General features: G+C 35.2%; 16 protein-coding genes. 13 read left to right on the top strand and 3 right to left on the bottom strand.

Annotated elements, in window-relative coordinates; translation table 11 throughout:
- Positions 1-10: 10 nt before the first annotated feature.
- From GXM17_RS11130 to GXM17_RS11085, 10 genes are all read left to right on the top strand, one after another.
- Complete coding sequence (locus GXM17_RS11130) at positions 11-3,358, top strand: SusC/RagA family TonB-linked outer membrane protein (RefSeq protein ID WP_341872905.1); 3,348 nt, start codon at positions 11-13, stop codon at positions 3,356-3,358.
- A 9-nt stretch (positions 3,359-3,367) separates the two neighbouring features.
- Positions 3,368-4,804 (top strand): SusD/RagB family nutrient-binding outer membrane lipoprotein, encoded by a 1,437-nt coding sequence (locus tag GXM17_RS11125; protein ID WP_163399411.1) that lies wholly within the window; start codon positions 3,368-3,370, stop codon positions 4,802-4,804.
- A 25-nt stretch (positions 4,805-4,829) separates the two neighbouring features.
- Entirely contained in the window at positions 4,830-6,401 is a 1,572-nt protein-coding gene (locus GXM17_RS11120) for a calcineurin-like phosphoesterase C-terminal domain-containing protein (RefSeq protein ID WP_163399410.1), read from the top strand.
- Complete coding sequence (locus tag GXM17_RS11115; RefSeq protein ID WP_163399409.1) at positions 6,398-7,297, top strand: glycerophosphodiester phosphodiesterase family protein; 900 nt, start codon at positions 6,398-6,400, stop codon at positions 7,295-7,297. The genes GXM17_RS11120 and GXM17_RS11115 overlap by 4 nt, the downstream gene beginning before the upstream one ends.
- 181 nt (positions 7,298-7,478) lie before the next feature.
- Positions 7,479-8,549, top strand: a complete 1,071-nt coding sequence (corA, locus tag GXM17_RS11110) for a magnesium/cobalt transporter CorA (RefSeq protein ID WP_163399408.1) — start codon at positions 7,479-7,481, stop codon at positions 8,547-8,549.
- Between the two features lie 45 nt (positions 8,550-8,594).
- Complete coding sequence (pta, locus tag GXM17_RS11105; RefSeq protein ID WP_163399407.1) at positions 8,595-10,688, top strand: phosphate acetyltransferase; 2,094 nt, start codon at positions 8,595-8,597, stop codon at positions 10,686-10,688.
- A gap of 30 nt (positions 10,689-10,718) precedes the next feature.
- Positions 10,719-10,964, top strand: coding sequence for a hypothetical protein (locus tag GXM17_RS11100; RefSeq protein WP_163399406.1), 246 nt, complete (start codon positions 10,719-10,721; stop codon positions 10,962-10,964).
- 202 nt (positions 10,965-11,166) lie between these two features.
- Positions 11,167-12,363 (top strand): acetate/propionate family kinase, encoded by a 1,197-nt coding sequence (locus tag GXM17_RS11095; protein WP_163399405.1) that lies wholly within the window; start codon positions 11,167-11,169, stop codon positions 12,361-12,363.
- Positions 12,364-12,548: 185 nt separating this feature from the next.
- A complete protein-coding gene (locus GXM17_RS11090; RefSeq protein ID WP_163399404.1) occupies positions 12,549-13,937 on the top strand; it encodes a M20/M25/M40 family metallo-hydrolase in 1,389 nt (462 codons plus the stop codon).
- 8 nt (positions 13,938-13,945) lie between these two features.
- Positions 13,946-14,470 (top strand): PsbP-related protein, encoded by a 525-nt coding sequence (locus tag GXM17_RS11085; RefSeq protein ID WP_163399403.1) that lies wholly within the window; start codon positions 13,946-13,948, stop codon positions 14,468-14,470.
- 72 nt (positions 14,471-14,542) lie between these two features.
- On the opposite strand, the gene GXM17_RS11080 is transcribed toward GXM17_RS11085, so the two are convergent.
- Positions 14,543-14,848, bottom strand: a complete 306-nt coding sequence (locus GXM17_RS11080) for a hypothetical protein (protein ID WP_163399402.1) — start codon at positions 14,846-14,848, stop codon at positions 14,543-14,545.
- A gap of 4 nt (positions 14,849-14,852) precedes the next feature.
- Entirely contained in the window at positions 14,853-15,305 is a 453-nt protein-coding gene (locus tag GXM17_RS11075; protein ID WP_163399401.1) for a hypothetical protein, read from the bottom strand.
- Between the two features lie 277 nt (positions 15,306-15,582).
- Here GXM17_RS11075 and GXM17_RS11070 point away from each other — a divergent pair, with 277 nt between their 5' ends.
- Positions 15,583-16,071, top strand: a complete 489-nt coding sequence (locus GXM17_RS11070) for a TlpA family protein disulfide reductase (protein WP_163399400.1) — start codon at positions 15,583-15,585, stop codon at positions 16,069-16,071.
- 119 nt (positions 16,072-16,190) lie between these two features.
- Here GXM17_RS11070 and GXM17_RS11065 read toward each other — a convergent pair whose 3' ends face one another.
- Positions 16,191-16,943 carry a polysaccharide deacetylase family protein gene (locus tag GXM17_RS11065; RefSeq protein WP_208796435.1) on the bottom strand — a complete coding sequence of 251 codons (753 nt, stop codon included), beginning with the start codon at positions 16,941-16,943 and terminating at the stop codon, positions 16,191-16,193.
- A 151-nt stretch (positions 16,944-17,094) separates the two neighbouring features.
- Between GXM17_RS11065 and GXM17_RS11060 the strand changes: the two genes are divergently transcribed.
- Together GXM17_RS11060 and GXM17_RS11055 are read left to right on the top strand one after the other, a co-directional pair.
- Positions 17,095-18,129 (top strand): LacI family DNA-binding transcriptional regulator, encoded by a 1,035-nt coding sequence (locus tag GXM17_RS11060; RefSeq protein ID WP_163399399.1) that lies wholly within the window; start codon positions 17,095-17,097, stop codon positions 18,127-18,129.
- A gap of 9 nt (positions 18,130-18,138) precedes the next feature.
- A complete protein-coding gene (locus GXM17_RS11055; protein ID WP_163399398.1) occupies positions 18,139-18,573 on the top strand; it encodes a hypothetical protein in 435 nt (144 codons plus the stop codon).
- Positions 18,574-18,694: the final 121 nt, after the last annotated feature.

The following is an 18,694-nucleotide window of genomic DNA, read 5'->3' as shown; positions in this document are numbered from 1 at the left end:
ATCCGGCAATGTGATAGCCGCAAATTCTAGTGCTGACCAGCCTATTTCAATGAACCTGAATAATGCTTCAATCACCGAAGTATTTGAAACAATTGAAAGTAAAACGGATTATACCTTTATCTATGATGAAAAAGTATTGCAATGTTCACAGCGATTTTCAATTCACAGCGTGAGTGAACCGATCGATAAAATTTTAAATAAAATTAGCCATCAAGCCGGTTTTCAGTTTACCAAAATAAATTCAACTATTACAGTTAGAAGACTTTTGGCAGAAAATGTGATGGTGAAAGGTAAAGTCATAGATCAGACAGGAATGTCGTTGCCGGGTGCATCGGTGACACAAAAGGGAACTTCAAATAGTGTAACTACTGATTTTAATGGAAATTTCAGCATAAATGTTCCTGCCAATGCTGTTTTGGTAATTTCCTTTCTTGGTTTTGAAAATCAGGAAATATCAGCTTCCTCTTCTTTTATCACGGTGAAACTTCAGGAAAAATCAAACCAGTTGAACGATGTGGTGGTAACAGCACTCGGAATCAAACGTGAAGAGAAACGACTAGGATTTGCACAACAGACATTAAAAGCAGATGAGATCGAAAAGACAACACCAAACAACTGGTCGTCTGCTTTAAAAGGAAAAGTGGCCGGGTTAAATATTACCTCTTCTGGATCTGGACCAATTAATTCACAATCCATTATTTTAAGAGGAAACAGATCTATTGATATCAATGACAATCAGGCACTTATTGTAGTAGATGGTGTACCCATGCAGCCTCAGATGACCACTTCGGGTTCGTCAACTGCTTACATGGGCGAAGATTCTCCAATCGATTATGGGAATGGAATTTCGGATTTAAATCTTGATGATATTGAAAGTGTAACCGTCTTAAAGGGTGCCGGCGCGACGGCTTTATATGGTAGCCGTGCGGCAAATGGTGCGTTGATTATTACTACTAAGTCAGGTAAAAAAAGTAAAGGGTTAGGAGTTACTTTAAGTACTGGAGCAACGTTTGACGTGATTCAAAGATGGCCTGACTTTCAATACGAGTATGGTCAGGGAACGGGTAAAGGTTTTAATTCTGATGGCGAAATGTATTATTCGTACGGCGCTTCAGAAGATGGTGCGAGTACAAGTGGAACCAGTAGTGCTTTTGGTCCTAAATTTAGCAATCAGTATTATTACCAATACGATCCTATAGTACAAGGCCAGGGGGCGGAAAGAACATTGTGGCGAGCTTATAAAGACAATAGAAAAGACTTCTGGAACACCGGAATTACACTTAACAACAATATTTCTTTACAAGGTGGAGACGAAAATGGTTCCATGCGTGCCTCATTTGGTCATCAAAAGAACGAATGGATTATGCCAAACACGGGTTTTGAACGATTTACCGCGGCGGTAAATGCAAATTATCAAATATCCAAAAGAATTAAAATTAATACTTCTATTAATTACAATAATAGAATGAGTGATAACCTTCCATCAACTGGTTATAATAATGGTTCGATCGCTTATTTTATGATTTTTCAAAATCCGAATGTTGATTTAGACTGGTATAGAGATATCTGGATGAATGGCTTAGAGAATATTGATCAAATAAATCCGTACAGTTCTTATATCGATAATCCGTTTTTGATTGCTTATGAAGCTACCAATCCATTAGAAAGTAGTCAGTTAGTAGGAAACCTTTCGGCTACTATTGATTTAGGAAATCATTTAGACCTGATGATGAGAACATCCTTAAATACCTATAATCAAAACAGGCAGCAACGTCGTCCTTATAGTATTAACAGATATGCAAAAGGGTTTTTTAAAACTCAGGATGTTTTTATGCAGGAAGTGAATAACGATTTCTTATTATCATATAAAAACGATTTTAGTGAAAACTTTTCATTTTCTGGTTCAGTAGGAGGAAATACAAGAACTCAAAAATATAGAAAAATGGAAGCGGAGGTAGAAGGTCTTGTGGTACCGGATGTATATAAACTTACCAATGGTGTAACAACTCCTTTAGTGAGAAGGGATGATAGCAATAGAGAAGTAAACAGTTTGTACGGACTTTTATCATTTGCGTTTAAAGATTATATTTTCGTAGATATTACAGGACGTAATGACTGGTCAAGTACACTTCCTGTTCAAAACAATTCCTTTTTTTACCCGTCTGTTAATACCAGTTTTGTGCTTTCGGAAATGTTTCAAATGCCAAGAGCTATTGATTACTTAAAATACCGTTTTTCATTTGCTCAGGTGGGTAATGATACAGAGCCTTACAAAACGAGTAAATATTACGGACAATCCGATTTTCCGAGCTCGGCAGTAACGGATGTTAGTTTGTTCAATAATGGTTTCCAGCCGGAAATTACGACGAGTTTTGAAACTGGCTTTGAATTATTTATGCTAAATAAAAGAGTAAGCCTGGATGCAACTGTTTATGAAAGTAATACTAAAAATCAAATTATCACAGTGCCTTTAGATTACAGCACAGGCTATTCCAGCCGGGTAACCAATGCTGGAAATGTTAGAAACAGAGGTATAGAATTAGTTTTAGGCGGAACAATTATAGAAAATCCCGGTTTTAAATGGAAATCCACTTTAAACTGGTCGCGTAACTGGAATAAAATTTTAGAATTAGCCGATGGTGCTGATGATCAATTTGTAATTGGTGAAGGAGGAACAGCTTCATTAATTGGGAAAGTAGGTGGTACTACAACTGCTATTTATGGGTACGGTTTCGTTCGGGATCCTCAGGGAAATATTGTCTATGATGCTGCCGGACTGCCAGCTTATCCAGCCGATATTCAATATATAGGTGATGCAAGCCCGGATTGGAAAGCAGGATTTACCAATGTGTTTACAATAGGAAATTTCACAGCTAGTGTTACACTTGACGGTCAGTATGGCGGAATTATTTATTCTCAAACACATCATAAAATGATGGAACAGGGTAAATTAAAAGGGACATTGATGGGAAGAGAGCAAGGGTTTATTGTAGGTGATGGTGTGGTACAAAATGCGGATGGTTCTTATTCTGAAAATACAACTGAGGTAACGCTTCCGGATTATTATACACGCTATTACAGAAGAGCAAATATAGAATCCAACTCTTTTGATGCGTCTTTCTTAAAACTTCGCGAAATAAGTTTTGGATATGATTTTCCTAAATCCTGGCTTAAAAATACAGGAATTCAGGGGGCACAATTGTCGGTTTTTGGAAGAGACTTAGCCGTGATATCAGATTTCCCTATTTACGATCCTGAAACAGCGGCCCTTAACGGAAATACGATATTACCTGGTGTAGAAATGGGACAAATGCCTTCTCCGGCTACCTATGGGTTCAATTTAAAGTTAAACTTATAACAGAAACACATGAAAAAGATAGCAATTGTAGCGGTAATTTTAACGCTATTATTTATAAATAATGCCTGTACGGGGGATTTTGAAGAATTAAATGAAAACCCGAACCTCATAGCCGAAATTAGTCCGGGTACTTTATTAAACCCAATTCTTTACGGAATGACAAGCCATCATGCACAAAGAAGCACTGATGTAACCTTTAATCTGATGCAGGTTTCATTACCTTTTCCAAGTGTTTCAGGAGGTTTGCATCGTTATGATGTGAGCCCTAATATTGGTAATTCTTCGTGGAATACTTCGTATCGATGGTTAGCAGGTGTGCGCGAAATGCGTACCGCAGCCGAAAAAGCCGGGGATGCCAATTATGAAGCCATAGCACTTACTTTAAATGCCTGGATTTATGCGAACTTGACCGATATTTTTGGTCCTGTACCCATGACAGAGGCTGTACAAGGAGAAAATGGAGTATTATATCCAGCTTATGATACTCAACAATTTATCTACGAAACTTTATTGACTGATTTGGAAAAAGCCAATAGCTTATACGATGTGAAAGCCGGAATGATTTATGCCAGTGACATCCTTTTTCAAAATGACGTGGCAAAATGGCAAAAATTCACCAATTCCCTACACATGAGATTGCTGTTGAGAATTTCGAATAGATCAGAAACCAATGCGTTACAAAAGTTAGTATCCATCGTACAAAATCCTGCGCAATATCCGGTTTTTACTAATACTGCAGAATCAGCAATGTTGCAGGTTACCGGAGTAGGTGCGAATGTTTCTCCTTGGGGAAGACCACAGGATTTTAATAACGCGATCAAAATGGCTTCTTTTTTTATAGACAATCTGAACACTTTTAATGATCCCAGAAGAGCCGTGATGGCCACTACAGCTACTGATTTTAAAGGCGTTAATTTGGGTTATAAAGGTATTCCAAGTGCCTACACCGGTTCTGATTCTCAATTTCAATACAATGCCTCAACTTTAAATAGAAATCAGGCGGAGGCTCCTATGAAAATTATGATACTTACTTATGCTGAGGTTTGTTTTATTAAAGCCGAATTAGCGCAGCGTGGATTAATCAATGATCCCGAGACGCATTATATGAACGGCGTTAAAGCGGCAATAGAACAAGTTGGAGCGGTAACACCGGCAGATTATTTTTCAAATCCTGCTGTTGCATACGATGGATCATTAGAAAAAATAATGCTTCAAAAATATTACGCTTTATATTTTACGGATTACCAACAATGGTTCGAGTACAGAAGAACAGGTTTTCCAAAATTACCTACTACTTCGGCTATGCTCAATAATGCCGTAATGCCGGCTCGCTTTACGTACCCTACAGATCAGCTTTTGTATAATGCTGAAAATTATCAGGAAGCGGTACAAATGCTAGGAAATGATGACATAAATACAAAAGTGTGGTGGGATACTATTGATTAATTACTAAACATAAAATAGTTTAAAAATGATTAAAAAGAGTTTTATAGCGGGACTATTATTGTGTTCAGCATATCTGTCTGCACAAACAGTTACGGGCTTTGTGTATGAGGATGCTAACCGAAATGGTAAAAAAGAAAATAAAGAAAAAGGCATAGCAAATATTTCAGTAACCAACGGAAAAGAAGTAGTGCGCACCGATAAAAACGGAAAATATGCGTTGCCGCTGACTACTGAAGCTATTATTTCAGTAATAAAACCAGCCGGTTATGCAGTGGCATTAAACGAGGATAATTTACCTAAGTTTTTTTACAACCATAAACCCGAAGGTTCACCAAAATCAAAATTTGAGGGTGTAGCTCCTACAGGTAAATTGCCTGACTCAGTTGATTTTGGTTTGTATGTTACCAAAGAAAATGATGATTTTACAGCGCTTATCTTTGGAGATCCGCAGCCTTACAACTTAGAGGAAATCGATTATTTTTACAGAGGAGTAGTAGCTGAGGTAGAAGGAATCAAAAATGTGCCTTTTGGACTAAGTTTGGGAGATTTGGTTGGCAACGATTTGAGTTTATTCAATCCCTATATCAAAGCAGTTAAAAAGGTCGGAATTCCCTGGTATAACTTACTAGGAAATCACGATTTGAATTTTGATGCAACCACAGATGAAAGGGCAGATGAAACGTATGAAGCACATTTTGGTCCTGCAAATTATGCCTTTAATTACGGAAAAGTGCATTTCATTGTTTTAGATGATGTATTGTATCCGGATCCTCGTGATGCTAAGGGGTATTGGGGAGGTTTTAGGGAAGACCAATTACAGTTTGTTGAAAATGACTTAAAATTTGTACCCAAAGACCATTTAATTGTGGTGGCTTTCCATATTCCGTTGAGCGAACCTGATGATGACGCTTTTAGAGATGAAGACCGAAATAAATTGTTTCAGCTTTTAAAAGATTATCCAAACACCTTATCCTTATCGGCACATACCCACATTCAGCGTCAGGATTTTTTTGATAAAAAAGACGGATGGTTGCAGGAAAAACCGCATCATCATTACAATGTCGGGACCACTTCAGGCGATTGGTATTCGGGTAAATTAGATGAAAAAGGAATTCCAATTTCGGTAATGCGTGATGGAACCCAAAAAGGATATGCTTTTATTAATTTTAAAGGCAATCAATATACCGTAGATTACAAAGTGGCAGGTAAGCCTAAAGAACACCAGATGCAGGTTTTTGCTCCCAAAGTGGTGGCCAAGGCAAAAAATACCAAAGCGGGTGTGTATGCCAATTTCTTTATGGGGAAAGAAGGTGATAAAGTGCAATACCGAATTGACACAGGAGAATGGAAAGATATGGAATTTGTTTCTGAACAGGATCCTTCCTACGTAGAATTAGTGTACGAGTGGGATACTACAGATAAATTGATGCCAGGCAGGCGTTCGTCAAATCCAATCAAAAGTACACATGTATGGCGCGGCGACCTGAAAGCAAATTTGGAAACGGGAACTCACACCATAGAGATCAAGGCAACGGATATGTTTGGCAAAACGCATACTGCTACTAAAACTTACCGCATAGAAACTTTAGCAAAATGAGCATTGATAAATTAAAAGTTTTAGGACTACTGGCATTCTTATTTATAGCTTGTAATTCGGTTAAAAAACAACATCTGAACACTTCAAAAACAGAGGTACAGGGACATAGGGGAGACCGTGGCAATTTTCCGGAGAATAGTCTGCCAGCCTTTAAAAGTGCCGTTGAAAAAGGGGTAGATGTGATCGAATTAGATGTCGTAATTTCGAAGGATCATAAAGTAGTGGTTTCTCACGAACCTTTCATGTCTTCTCACTATGTGATGACACCTGATGGAAGTTTGATTTCAAAAGAAAACGAAAAATCGTTCAATCTCTATACGATGAATTATGACAGCATCCGCAAGTTCGATATTGGTTCAAAAGGGAATGCACTTTTTCCGCAGCAACAAAAGATAAAAACCTACAAGCCCTTATTGGCTGAGGTTTTGGATAGTATTGAGGATTATGCTAAGATGAAGCGTCACAAACCGATTCGTTATAATATTGAAATAAAATCAAACAAGGAAGAATATGGTAAAAGCCAGCCACAGCCTGATGTGTTTGTTGATTTGCTAATGCAGGTTTTGAAATCAAAAGCTATTTTGGAAAGGGTAAATATCCAATCTTTTGATCCGTTGCCTTTAAATATTTTGAGAAAAAAATATCATGAGGTTACTATTGCTTTTTTGACGAATAAACCGGGTATCGAAAAAAATCTGGCGCAGCTTGATTTCAAACCGGAAATTTATAGCCCGCATTTTAAATTGGTAAATACGCAATTTTGTGATTCACTTCGTAAAAAAGGCATAAAAATAATTCCCTGGACAGTTAATGAACCAGCAGATATCAGTGCAATGATCTCGTTTGAGGTAGATGGTATTATTAGTGATTATCCGGAAAGAGTTTTAGGAAACTGATGTAAGCTTTTTTAAACTATTAATATCCTGACAAACAACCCTGCAGATTTTATACCCTGCAGGGTTTAATTTTAAAAGTAGTAAATACTGTATTTTTATTATGTATGTTTTCCACAATCTGAAAATTGTCATTTCCTATCACGATTCTTTTTCGTAATATTACTATTGTAATTTTTTTTGAATGAGAAAGATCAAATACAAGAAAGGCCGTAAACTACAGCATGTCACATTAGAGTACACAGGTTCGCATAAGGAACTTGAGACTGAAATGCAACTTTTTGTATATAATGACCAAGACGTAGTTGAATATGAGAAGTTTACGGTTTTAGCCTTAAATTCCTGCTTTGATTATACTAAAAACAACTGGCTTAACATTCACGGATTGAACAATCTTAATGTGCTTAAAACCATCGGGGCTCATTTTAAGCTGGACGATTTTTTACTTGCCGATATTTTAAATACTTCCAAAAGAACCAAACTCGAAGAACGGGACGATATTATATTTTTTAATATAAAATCACTTTTGCCTTCTGAATATTCAGATGGTCTTAAAGTAGAACAGCTTAGTTTTATTTTAAAAGACGGAATACTGATTTCGTTTCAGGAAAAACGAAGTGATTTCTTTACACACATACGCGATCGACTGCGTACTCATGCCGGAATCGTCAGAACCAAAAAGGTAGATTATCTGCTTTATTTATTGCTGGATGCCGTAATGGAAAACTTTTACATTACTATCGAAGATGAGGAAGACAGCATCGAAGAATTAATCGATTTAACCAAAAAAGGGGCTGATCCGATTATTCTGGAAAAGATTGAAAACCACCGTGATAACTTTAATTTCTTAAAACGTTCTATAGTGCCGCTTCGGGATTCTTTATATTATTTAAAAACAATCAAAGACGATGATGAAAATTCACTTATTCAAAAAGAGACATTTAACTTCTTTGTCAGGCTGCATCAAAAAAGTCTGGAACTTTTAGAGCAGATTGAGTCGGATATGAGTTCTCTTGAAAGTGCTTCGAATTTCTATTTTTCTGAACAAAGCCGGAAAATGAACGAAATCATGAAAACACTGACCATCATTTCGGCGATTTTTATTCCGCTTACTTTTATTGTTGGAGTTTACGGAATGAATTTCGAAAATATGCCTGAGCTTAAAACCAAAAATGGCTATTTTATCGTTATGGGAGGCATGTTTTTATTAGTGATAGCTTTGATTATTTATTTCAAAAAAAGGCGATGGTTTTAGCTTTTTTAATTGTAAAAAATATGTTCAGTTTTAAAAATATATCTTATGAGTAAAGCAATTTACATAGCAACAAGTGATCAGAATAGCGGAAAATCAATAATTACACTCGGTTTAATGAGCCTTTTGATTGGTAAGACCGCAAAAGTAGGCTATTTCAGGCCTATTGTAGAAGATTTTGTCGATGGGGAACAAGACAACCACATTGAGACGGTTTTATCACATTTTAACCTTGATATTACGTTTGAAGATGCTTATGCCATCACCAAAAGCAAATTAATAAAGAAGAAAAACAAAGGTAAAATAGGAGAGGTTTTAGATTTGATTATTGAAAAATATAAAAAACTCGAAGAACGCCTCGATTTTGTTTTGGTAGAAGGAACCAGTTTTACCGGCGAGGGGACTTCAATCGAATTAGATCTGAATGTGTTAATTGCTAAAAACCTGGGGATTCCAACTATAATTATTGGTTCTGGTGTTGGTAAAACTTTAGATGAATTAGTGGATAGTTTATATTTGGTTTACGATTCTTTTAAAGTGAAGGAAGTTGAAGTTTTATCGGTTTTTGCAAATAAAGTTCAGCCTGAAAATATCGAACTGGTTACAAAAGGACTGCAAAAAAGTCTGCCTGAAAATGTTTTGGTAAATACGATTCCGATGATTTCTAGTTTAGAAAACCCAACGATGCAGGAAATTGTAAATGAACTGGATGCCAGGGTTTTATTTGGAGAAAATTATTTAAATAATGAGATTGGGCACTACAGTGTCGGAGCTATGCAGTTGCACAATTATCTGGTCCATCTGCACGATAATGCTTTGGTGATAACGCCCGGTGACCGTTCAGATATTATTTTAGGGGCTTTGCAGGCTAATGAATCGGCTAATTATCCTACGATTTCCGGAATTATCTTAACCGGAAATATTTTTCCGGAAGAAAGTATTCTGAAACTTATAGAAGGGCTTTCTCCTGTCGTTCCGATTATTACTGTTGATGGCGGAACTTATAATATTACCAATAAAATTGGGGCTATCAAATCTGAGATTTATGCCAATAACACTTATAAAATAGAAACATCGATCAGTACATTTGAGAAATATGTTGACATTATACCTTTATCTGAAAGAGTAATTACGTTTAAGGCTGAAGGTATGACACCAAAAATGTTTCAGTACAATATGGTGAAGAGAGCTAAGCAGCATCGTAAACACATCGTTTTACCTGAAGGAAATGATGACCGGATTATTACTGCAGCTTCCAGATTATTGGCAATGGATGTAGTGGATATTTCAATTATCGGTGATAAAAAACAAATTGAAAATAAAGTTGCCGAACTCGGTCTTACATTTGATTTTTCGAAAGTAAAAATTATCAATCCAATCGAATCTGAATATTATGAAGATTATGCCAATACCTATTATGAGCTTAGAAAAGAAAAAAATGTGAGTATTACCATGGCAAGGGATTTAATGGAAGATGTTTCATATTTTGGAACTATGATGGTGTATAAAGGCTATGCAGACGGAATGGTATCGGGAGCAGCACATACCACACAACATACCATTTTACCGGCATTGCAATTCATCAAAACAAAACCGAATTCATCTGTGGTTTCATCCGTATTTTTTATGTGCCTTGAAGACAGGGTATCTGTTTTTGGCGATTGTGCTATCAATCCAAATCCAACTGCGGAACAACTGGCAGAAATCGCTATTTCATCAGCGGAGTCAAGTGCTGCTTTCGGAATTGAACCCAAAATTGCGATGCTTTCTTATTCTTCAGGATCTTCAGGAAAAGGAGACGAAGTCGAAAAAGTTCGTACTGCTACAGAAATAGTAAAACAAAAACGACCTGACTTAAAAATAGAAGGTCCAATTCAGTATGATGCTGCAGTAGATCGCGCGGTAGGAAAAAGCAAAATGCCGGATTCTGAAGTGGCAGGGCAGGCGAGTGTGTTGATTTTTCCTGATTTAAATACCGGAAATAATACTTATAAAGCCGTTCAGCGAGAAACAGGTGCTTTGGCAATCGGACCAATGCTGCAGGGATTAAACAAACCAGTAAACGATTTAAGCAGGGGCTGTACCGTAGATGATATTATAAACACAGTCGTAATTACAGCCATTCAGGCGCAGGGACTTTAATTCAAAACTGACAAAACAAAAAAATGAAGAATGAAATCAATTTTAATTTTTTCGCAGTTTTTACTTTCATTATCTAAGAACGATAATCAAAACAAGAAAATATCTGGAAAATACAAAGTAGAGTTTCGTAATAATTCTTATCAAAATTTTATAATTGATTTTCGGGAAAATGATTATACAAAAACAAATTTTAAGGAAGAAACTATTGGAAAAGGTAAAATTGTAAAAAATGTAAATGAAAATGAAGAAAGTATTATAATTCTACAAACTATATAATTTACAATAAAACTTTGGAATCAAATTATATGCAAATTTGGTTTACCAAAAAAGATACAATACAATTTGCAATTTATGATCAGAATGAGCCTCACTTTGCAATGGATGGAGGTATTATGATTAAAATTAAAAATTAGAAACTTAAGCTTTTAGCAAATAACTCAGAACCTTAGAACCTTAGCATCTTAGAACCTTTAAAAAAATGAAAATACTTATAATAAACTCAGGAAGTTCATCAATAAAATATCAATTAATGGTTATGCCGGAAAATGAAGTGATTTGTAGCGGTATGATTGACAGAATTGGATTAGAAAGTTCAAATGTTACTTTTAAGGCTTCGTCCAATTCGTACGAAGAAACACTGCCGATTGCAACACATAAAATAGGTTTGCAAAAGGTAGCCAATATGCTTTTGGATCCTCAAAAAGGAGTTATTAAATCGACTTCTGAAATTGATGCAGTAGGACATCGCGTGGTTCACGGCGGAAGTACTTTTACTGAAACCGTAAAAATTGATGAAAAAGTAAAATCAAATATCAAACAGCTTTTTGAATTGGCGCCATTGCATAATCCTGCCAATTTAGAAGGAATTAATGTTGCAGAGGAGATTTTTAATTCGGCAGAACAAATCGCTGTTTTTGATACGGCTTTTCATCAGACAATACCGGAAGTGGCGTATAAATATGCTATTCCGAATAAATTTTTAACAGAAAATAAAGTCCGGGTTTATGGTTTTCATGGGACAAGCCATAAATATGTTTCAGAAAGAGCAATTGAATATTTAGAAAACAGCTCTAAAATAATTACCATTCATTTAGGGAACGGATGCAGTATGGCAGCTGTAAAAGATGGAAAATGTATAGATACGACAATGGGTTTTTCACCATCAAACGGTTTAATAATGGGAACACGGGCCGGTGACATAGACCAGTCGGCTATTTTTTATATGATTAAAAATTTGAATTATACGCCCGATGAAGTGAATGCTGTTTTGCTGAAACAAAGCGGTATGCTCGGTCTGACAGGTTATAGTGATTTGCGTGACATTGAAGCACAAGCCGGAAAAGGAAACAAAGATTGCCAGTTGGCACTTTTAATGAATGCTTACCGGATCAAAAAAACAATCGGGGCTTATGCCGCTGCTTTAAATGGTCTGGACGCTATCGTTTTTACAGCCGGAATAGGTGAAAATTCGTCTTATATGCGTCAGTTGGTTTGTACTGATATGGATTATTTTGGGATCGAACTGGATAAGGAAAAAAATCAAATCCGTTCAAAAGAGATCAGAGAAATCAACCAGGCGAATTCAAAAGCCAAAATTTTGGTGGTACCAACAGATGAGGAATTTGAAATTGCCAGTCAGGTTTATCATTTATTGCAAGGCAGTAATACTTTATAACAGGAATAATGACTTTGCTAATAATAGCTAATTAAAGAAAAACATTATCATAACAAACTCCCGTAATTGGGAGTTTTTTTGTGTCAATATTTAGTTACAAATTATATGTTTTAATGCGTGGAGGACAAAGTGTTAATTCATTATCTTGCGAGTTCATTTATGAAATCCCAAATACTTTATAACCAATGAAAAAAACGATTCTTTTAGTTGTTTTAGTTTTAAACGGACTGACTTCATTCGCACAGTCAAATGATGAAAAAAACATCAAATTATTCTACAAAAAAGCCTTAACCGATTCTAAATGTTATACATGGTTAGAGTATTTGTCCAACGATATCGGGGCTCGTTTATCGGGTTCTCAGAATGCTCAGTTGGCGGTTAACTATACTAAAACGCAATTAGAGAGTTTAGGTCTTGATAAAGTGTATCTGCAGGAAGTGATGGTGCCGCATTGGGTTCGTGGCGAAAAAGAAACCGCTTTTATCTTAGACGGAAAAGTAAAAACCACAGTGCCAATTTGTGCTTTGGGAGGTTCTGTTGCAACCCCAAAAACAGGACTAACAGCTGAAGTGATAGAAGTACAGGGAATAGAAGAATTGAAAACGTTAGGAGATAAAGCAAAAGGAAAAATTGTGTTTTTCAACAGACCAATGAACCCTGAAAATATTGAAACCTTCAAATCTTACGGAGCCTGTGTTGATCAGCGATTTGCAGGTGCAAAAGAAGCCGCTAAACTTGGCGCAGTCGGGACAATTGTTCGTTCAATGAATTTGCGATTAGACGATTTTCCACATACAGGAGCGCAGAGTTATGGCGATTTACCAAAGGAGCAATATATCCCGACAGCTGCAATCAGTACAAATGGGGCTGAACTGTTAAGTGCTGCTTTAAAAAGCAATCCTGCGTTGCGATTTTATTTCAAACAATCCTGCGAAACTTTGCCGGATGCTCTTTCGTACAATGTAATCGGAGAAATCAAAGGAACAGTTACACCTGAAAATATTATGGTTGTGGGCGGACATCTGGATTCCTGGGATTTGGCAGACGGTTCTCACGACGATGGAGCAGGAGTAGTGCAAAGTATGGAGGTCGTTCGTATTCTTAAAAACTTAAACTATAAACCTAAAAACACAATTCGTGTCGTTTTATTTATGAATGAAGAAAACGGCGGAAAAGGCGGAGCGAAATACGAAGAAGTTTCAAAGCAAAAGAACGAAAATCATATTTTTGCCTTAGAAAGCGATTCAGGCGGATTTACACCAAGAGGATTTTCAATAGAATCAGACGATGCTAATTTGAAGAAGATTCAGGGATTTGCACCTTTTTTTGAACCTTATCTGGTACATAGTTTCACCATTGGTCATGCAGGTTCAGATATTGGTCATTTAACTTCTAAAGCGATTGTTAAGGCAGGATTAAAACCGGATTCACAACGCTATTTTGATTATCATCATGCTGCAAATGATAAGTTTGACGCCATCAACAAAAGAGAACTTGAATTGGGTGCTGCGACTATGACAACTTTACTTTATTTGATAGATCAGGGAGGGATAGATATTATAAAAAATAATTAAGATTTATTTTGAAACTTTTTTTTAAATTAGGAGCTATTTTATTTGTCACAATAGGATTGTCACAAGAAAAATCTAAAAATATTTCCGAAAAATTATATATAAGTGAAAAGAAATATTCGATACTATTTCCTTATAACTGGTATCTTCAAAAAACAGATTCGCTGGGAAATAAATTTATGCTTCTAAGTCCAAAAAGTGATGTTAAAGATAATTTCATTGAAAACATAAGTTTATTAATTTCAGATATAGGATATTCCAAAGTTAAGCCAAAAACAATAAAAAAGATAGTAGATAAAAGATTCGGAGTAAGCAGTGAAATTATTTCTAATCGCAAGGTTTTAAAAAATGGTCTTGAAGGACAAGAAATTGTTTATAAACAGCTAATGAGCAATGGTTCTCTTGGAACTTTTTTGCAATATTATTTTATTAAAGAAAGGGATTTATACATTCTTACTTTTTGTAGTAAAAGTGAAGAATTTCTGTTTTATATGCCGATTTTTCAAAGGACATATGAACATTTTGATATTAGATAAAAGTGGATGCAATTTTTGCATAAAAAAAAAAATAGATATTTAATGGTTACTGCTTTTATAGTTTAAAAATAATTAAAGTTTCATCGCTATCGTATAATACAAAAAATAAATAGCAAGATTACTCAATAACTGCAAAATCTTAACCGCTATATCTTTTCGCTCATCATATAACTTTACAAAACGGCCTGTCAGATGAAAGAGCATAATTGCATTTAAAAGCAAAGCTGAAACAACAAACGGAAAAGCAAATACCAAAACATTAGCGTTTTTGTTGGTAAACATATAAATGCCAAATAAGACAGTGCTGATTACAAAAGTGCCAATTACCAATTCGATAGACTGGGTTTTCTCTGAAAGTTTTTTATGGATAGTCTGCATAATTTTAAATATTAAAAATGTGTTGAATCGTTTTGACAGGTACAGAAAGCATATTTGAAAAATTCAGATAATAAAAAGGGTGCGCTTTTTTGCCTCTTTTATATTGCTCAATAAAATACCGAATCTGTTTAGGGTAAAAAGGAGTACCTGAAAGTATTACCAAAAACAGATACATACTTCTCTTTCCGTTTCCCAAAAGATAATATTGCATTCCAATTTCATCTATAACTGAAATTCCGGTATTGGTTAAAACATGAATGATGTCATGATCTTCTAATTTAGGCTGCATATCAAAATGGTTTTCATTCAAAAAGTTACCTAAGCCAAGGCCTAAACTGCCTTCCGGATAGTTCAGGAGCGTTGCTTTGTCAACTTCCCAGGGTTTGTTTCGTTTAAAATATTTTTGATAAGGTATTTTTGTGTATTCGTACATTTTTTCAATAAACTGGTCTTTCATAATGATTTTGTTTTTAAAAGTTCTTTGAATTTCAAAGTAATTTTTCAATAAAAAAAGTATAAATAAAATACAACTAAATATTCGCTTATTTTCCATTTAATTTTTATTCTTAAAGTACTTTGAATTACAAAGTAAATAATAAAAAAGATAGCTGCCAAATAAAATGACGGTTATTTTTACAATAGAATAATGCTCAATTTTTATTTAAAAAGTTAAGTGTTGTTATTTATATTTGTCTGAGAAAATAAATCAGAGTTCTATAAAATTGAGTATTAATATGAAGAAATTATTTGTTGCCGTATTGTTGTTTTTTTCTGTGATTGGCGTTAAAGCACAGGTTGTAGGTCTTGAAGTTGGAGATATAGCTCCCGAAATTGATCTTCCGGATACAAAAGGTGAAAAGATAGCACTTTCATCTTTAAGAGGAGGATTAGTATTAGTTGACTTTTGGGCTTCATGGTGCGGACCTTGTATCAAAGAACAGCCTGAATTATTGAAACTATACAGCGCATATCCTGGAAAATTAGATATTTACGGGGTTTCATTAGATACCAAAAAAACTTCGTGGACAGGAGTGATAACAAAACTCAAACTTCCGTGGACACAGGTAAGCGATTTAAAATACTGGAGCTCTGCAGCAGCAACCGATTATATGGTACAAGCGTTGCCATTCAATGTTTTAGTAGATAAAAACGGAATTATACTGGCAAAAAACATCCATGGCAATAAATTAAATGAACTGGTAAAAGAATTGCTGACGCAATAATTACTTTATAGAAATTTGCAGATCAATTAATTTCCCATTGATCTGCAAATTTTAATTCTGCTTAATATATTTTGACACATCCACCATTGTCGCAACCCAAATATCTTTTTTTCTTTTCTTTAAATTTCCAGTAATTTGCGGTGTTCTTCCAAATCGATATTCAGAGGGTGCTCACCACCGACACCATGAAAAAGAAAAACAATAAAAGAGCCTTTTTTTTCAGCTTCTTCGACCTCTGCTATCATTTGCTCGGCTGTACTTCCGTTTTCAAAAAAGGAGTTTATATTAGAAAAATCAACTTCTTTCTTGTTTAAATAACCCGGTGAAACCCCACGGGCAGCGACAAAATCGTTTTTTATAAAATTATAATACAACGTATCTTTAATAGTGAAATCACCGCAAGGGTAGGCAAAAGTACGTTCATTTTTTCCGTCAATAGCTTTTAGTAAAGTATTCGTAATTCTAATTTCATTGACTGCTCTGGCGACAGTATATTTCGATAAATCATTTTCAGATGTTACAAATTCTCTTCCGGGTAAGTTACCATTACAAGGATGGTTTAAGGTATGGTTTCCAAGTTCATGTCCTTGTTTGGCTGCATTTCTCCATTCTTCAATTCTCTGGGAAACAACAGGTGAGGAGCCTATCAGATAAAAAGTCCCTTTAAACTGATACGAATTCAGCATCGGGATAACTTTGTCCAGATGAACATTTAAGGCATCATCATATGTCAGCACAACGGCACATTTTTTACCGTTCCAGTTTCTGCTTTGTTCCTGTGCAAAAATGGCTGATGAAAACAGAGAAATAATTATGGGAATTAGTATTTTTTTGAGGTTTCTGTTTGATAGTTGATAAAGAAAGCTGGTCATGTTAGTATGTTTTATTTAGTAGTTTTGGCTGGAAATATAGGAAAAAAAACTTCATGCAAAAGGACAAAAGGTATTGTTTTATTTCTTCGGTCTTTGGAAGATTACTTCAGATAGAAAATAGCTATATTTACACTCCCTTATTATTTATCTCATGGAAGAAAATAAACATGTAACGATATACGATATTGCCAAAAAATTAAATTTAGCAACTTCAACAATTTCCAGGGCTTTACAGGACCATCATACGATTAGTGATAAAACAATAAAGAAAGTAAAAAAGACGGCTGAAGAAATGGGTTTTGTGCCCAATACTCTGGCAGCAGGTTTACGTGGAAACAAAACCAAAACGATAGGTGTTTTGATTCCGACCGTTACCCAGCCTTTTTTATCTTCATTAATCAGCGGTATCGAAATTGCCGCTCAAAAGTCCGGTTATACGGTTATCATTATGCAGTCGCACGACTCGGCCGAGGAAGAAGCAAATATGGCTAAGTCTTTATACAGCAATCGTGTAAGTGGTGTTATTTGTTCATTGGCCATGGAAACCAGGGATACTTCACATTTTTTGCAATTTTCGAACAATAATATTCCGCTTGTTTTTGTCGACAGGGTTCCTAAGGATTTCAATACTTTCAGGGTCATAATCGATAATTATTCAGCTGGTTATAAAGCGACCAAACATCTTATAGATCAGGGCTGTACCCGAATCGCGCATCTAACTGCAGGATCTGAATTTGGTAATTTGTATAATGAAAGAAGAAGAGGCTATGTTGAAGCTTTAAAAGATCATAATTTGCCTGTGGATGAAGAACTGATCGTCAATTTAAAGTCAGTTACCTATGAAGAAGGAGTGAAGGCAAGCAATAAGTTGTTTGATTTGAAACCCATTCCGGATGGTATTTTTGCTGCCGGGGATATAATCGCTGTAAGTGCTGTGCAGACAGCGAAAAAGAGAGGAATAAAAGTTCCGGATGATATTGCGGTTATAGGTTTTAACAATGATCCTATTTCTCAAATTATTGATCCGCCTTTATCAACCATTACACATCCTGCAGAAAAAATGGGTAAAGCTGCTGCCGAAATTATCATTAAAAATCTAAAAAAAGCTAAAGGTGATGAGGTTAAGGAAATTACTTTCTTAAATACGGAGGTGCTGGCACGTGAGTCTTCGAATAGGAATAGTTAGAAACAATTTATGAGAACGAATAAAGCTAAAAAACATGACAATCTAATAGACCGAGAAGTTGAAAAATCTATTTCAAAATTCTCTCAGCATATGATGTCAAACTCGAAATGGGTAAAACTATTAGAAGAATTCGTTAAAAACACTTCTACAATTTTAAAAATCGAATTTAAAAAAGTACAAAATGACCAAATTGGCGAATTATACATAGATGAAGAAACTACATTTGGATTTGATTATTGGCAAAATGGTTTTGAAGGTTGTAATTCAATTGGCGGATGGTTAACATTTAAAGAAATTGAATTTATAGTTTTTCCGGAAATTGTTGATGCGAACAAAAATATTAAGCAAGATTTAAAAGAAATTGAAAAATTAATCAATAGTATAGGGGAATTTTCTTTAGAAATCAATAAAGACAATCTAAAATTAAATTGTTATAGAAAATAAAAACTGCTGGTAACTGCTTATATGGTAGAGATTACGAATTTCCATAATTAATTTAAGTTGCTAGTTAATCGATTTGTTCAACTGAAGTCCAAAGACAAATAAAGTAAGCTTTATCAGAAAG

This window comes from Flavobacterium fluviatile, from assembly GCF_010645065.1.
GTDB lineage: Bacteria > Bacteroidota > Bacteroidia > Flavobacteriales > Flavobacteriaceae > Flavobacterium > Flavobacterium fluviatile.
This window is presented reverse-complemented; position numbering and strand designations above follow the sequence as displayed.

Excerpts from the sequence above, each read along its gene's own strand:
- GXM17_RS11115 (WP_163399409.1), top strand. The coding sequence starts at position 6,398 with ATGAGCATTGATAAATTAAAAGTTTTAGGACTACTGGCATTCTTATTT.
- GXM17_RS11060 (WP_163399399.1), top strand. The coding sequence starts at position 17,095 with ATGGAAGAAAATAAACATGTAACGATATACGATATTGCCAAAAAATTA.
- GXM17_RS11070 (WP_163399400.1), top strand. The coding sequence starts at position 15,583 with ATGAAGAAATTATTTGTTGCCGTATTGTTGTTTTTTTCTGTGATTGGC.
- GXM17_RS11125 (WP_163399411.1), top strand. The coding sequence starts at position 3,368 with ATGAAAAAGATAGCAATTGTAGCGGTAATTTTAACGCTATTATTTATA.
- corA (WP_163399408.1), top strand. The coding sequence starts at position 7,479 with ATGAGAAAGATCAAATACAAGAAAGGCCGTAAACTACAGCATGTCACA.
- GXM17_RS11055 (WP_163399398.1), top strand. The coding sequence starts at position 18,139 with ATGAGAACGAATAAAGCTAAAAAACATGACAATCTAATAGACCGAGAA.
- GXM17_RS11065 (WP_208796435.1), bottom strand. The coding sequence starts at position 16,943 with ATGACCAGCTTTCTTTATCAACTATCAAACAGAAACCTCAAAAAAATA.
- GXM17_RS11080 (WP_163399402.1), bottom strand. The coding sequence starts at position 14,848 with ATGCAGACTATCCATAAAAAACTTTCAGAGAAAACCCAGTCTATCGAA.
- GXM17_RS11120 (WP_163399410.1), top strand. The coding sequence starts at position 4,830 with ATGATTAAAAAGAGTTTTATAGCGGGACTATTATTGTGTTCAGCATAT.
- GXM17_RS11095 (WP_163399405.1), top strand. The coding sequence starts at position 11,167 with ATGAAAATACTTATAATAAACTCAGGAAGTTCATCAATAAAATATCAA.
- GXM17_RS11090 (WP_163399404.1), top strand. The coding sequence starts at position 12,549 with ATGAAAAAAACGATTCTTTTAGTTGTTTTAGTTTTAAACGGACTGACT.
- GXM17_RS11100 (WP_163399406.1), top strand. The coding sequence starts at position 10,719 with ATGAAATCAATTTTAATTTTTTCGCAGTTTTTACTTTCATTATCTAAG.
- GXM17_RS11075 (WP_163399401.1), bottom strand. The coding sequence starts at position 15,305 with ATGAAAGACCAGTTTATTGAAAAAATGTACGAATACACAAAAATACCT.
- pta (WP_163399407.1), top strand. The coding sequence starts at position 8,595 with ATGAGTAAAGCAATTTACATAGCAACAAGTGATCAGAATAGCGGAAAA.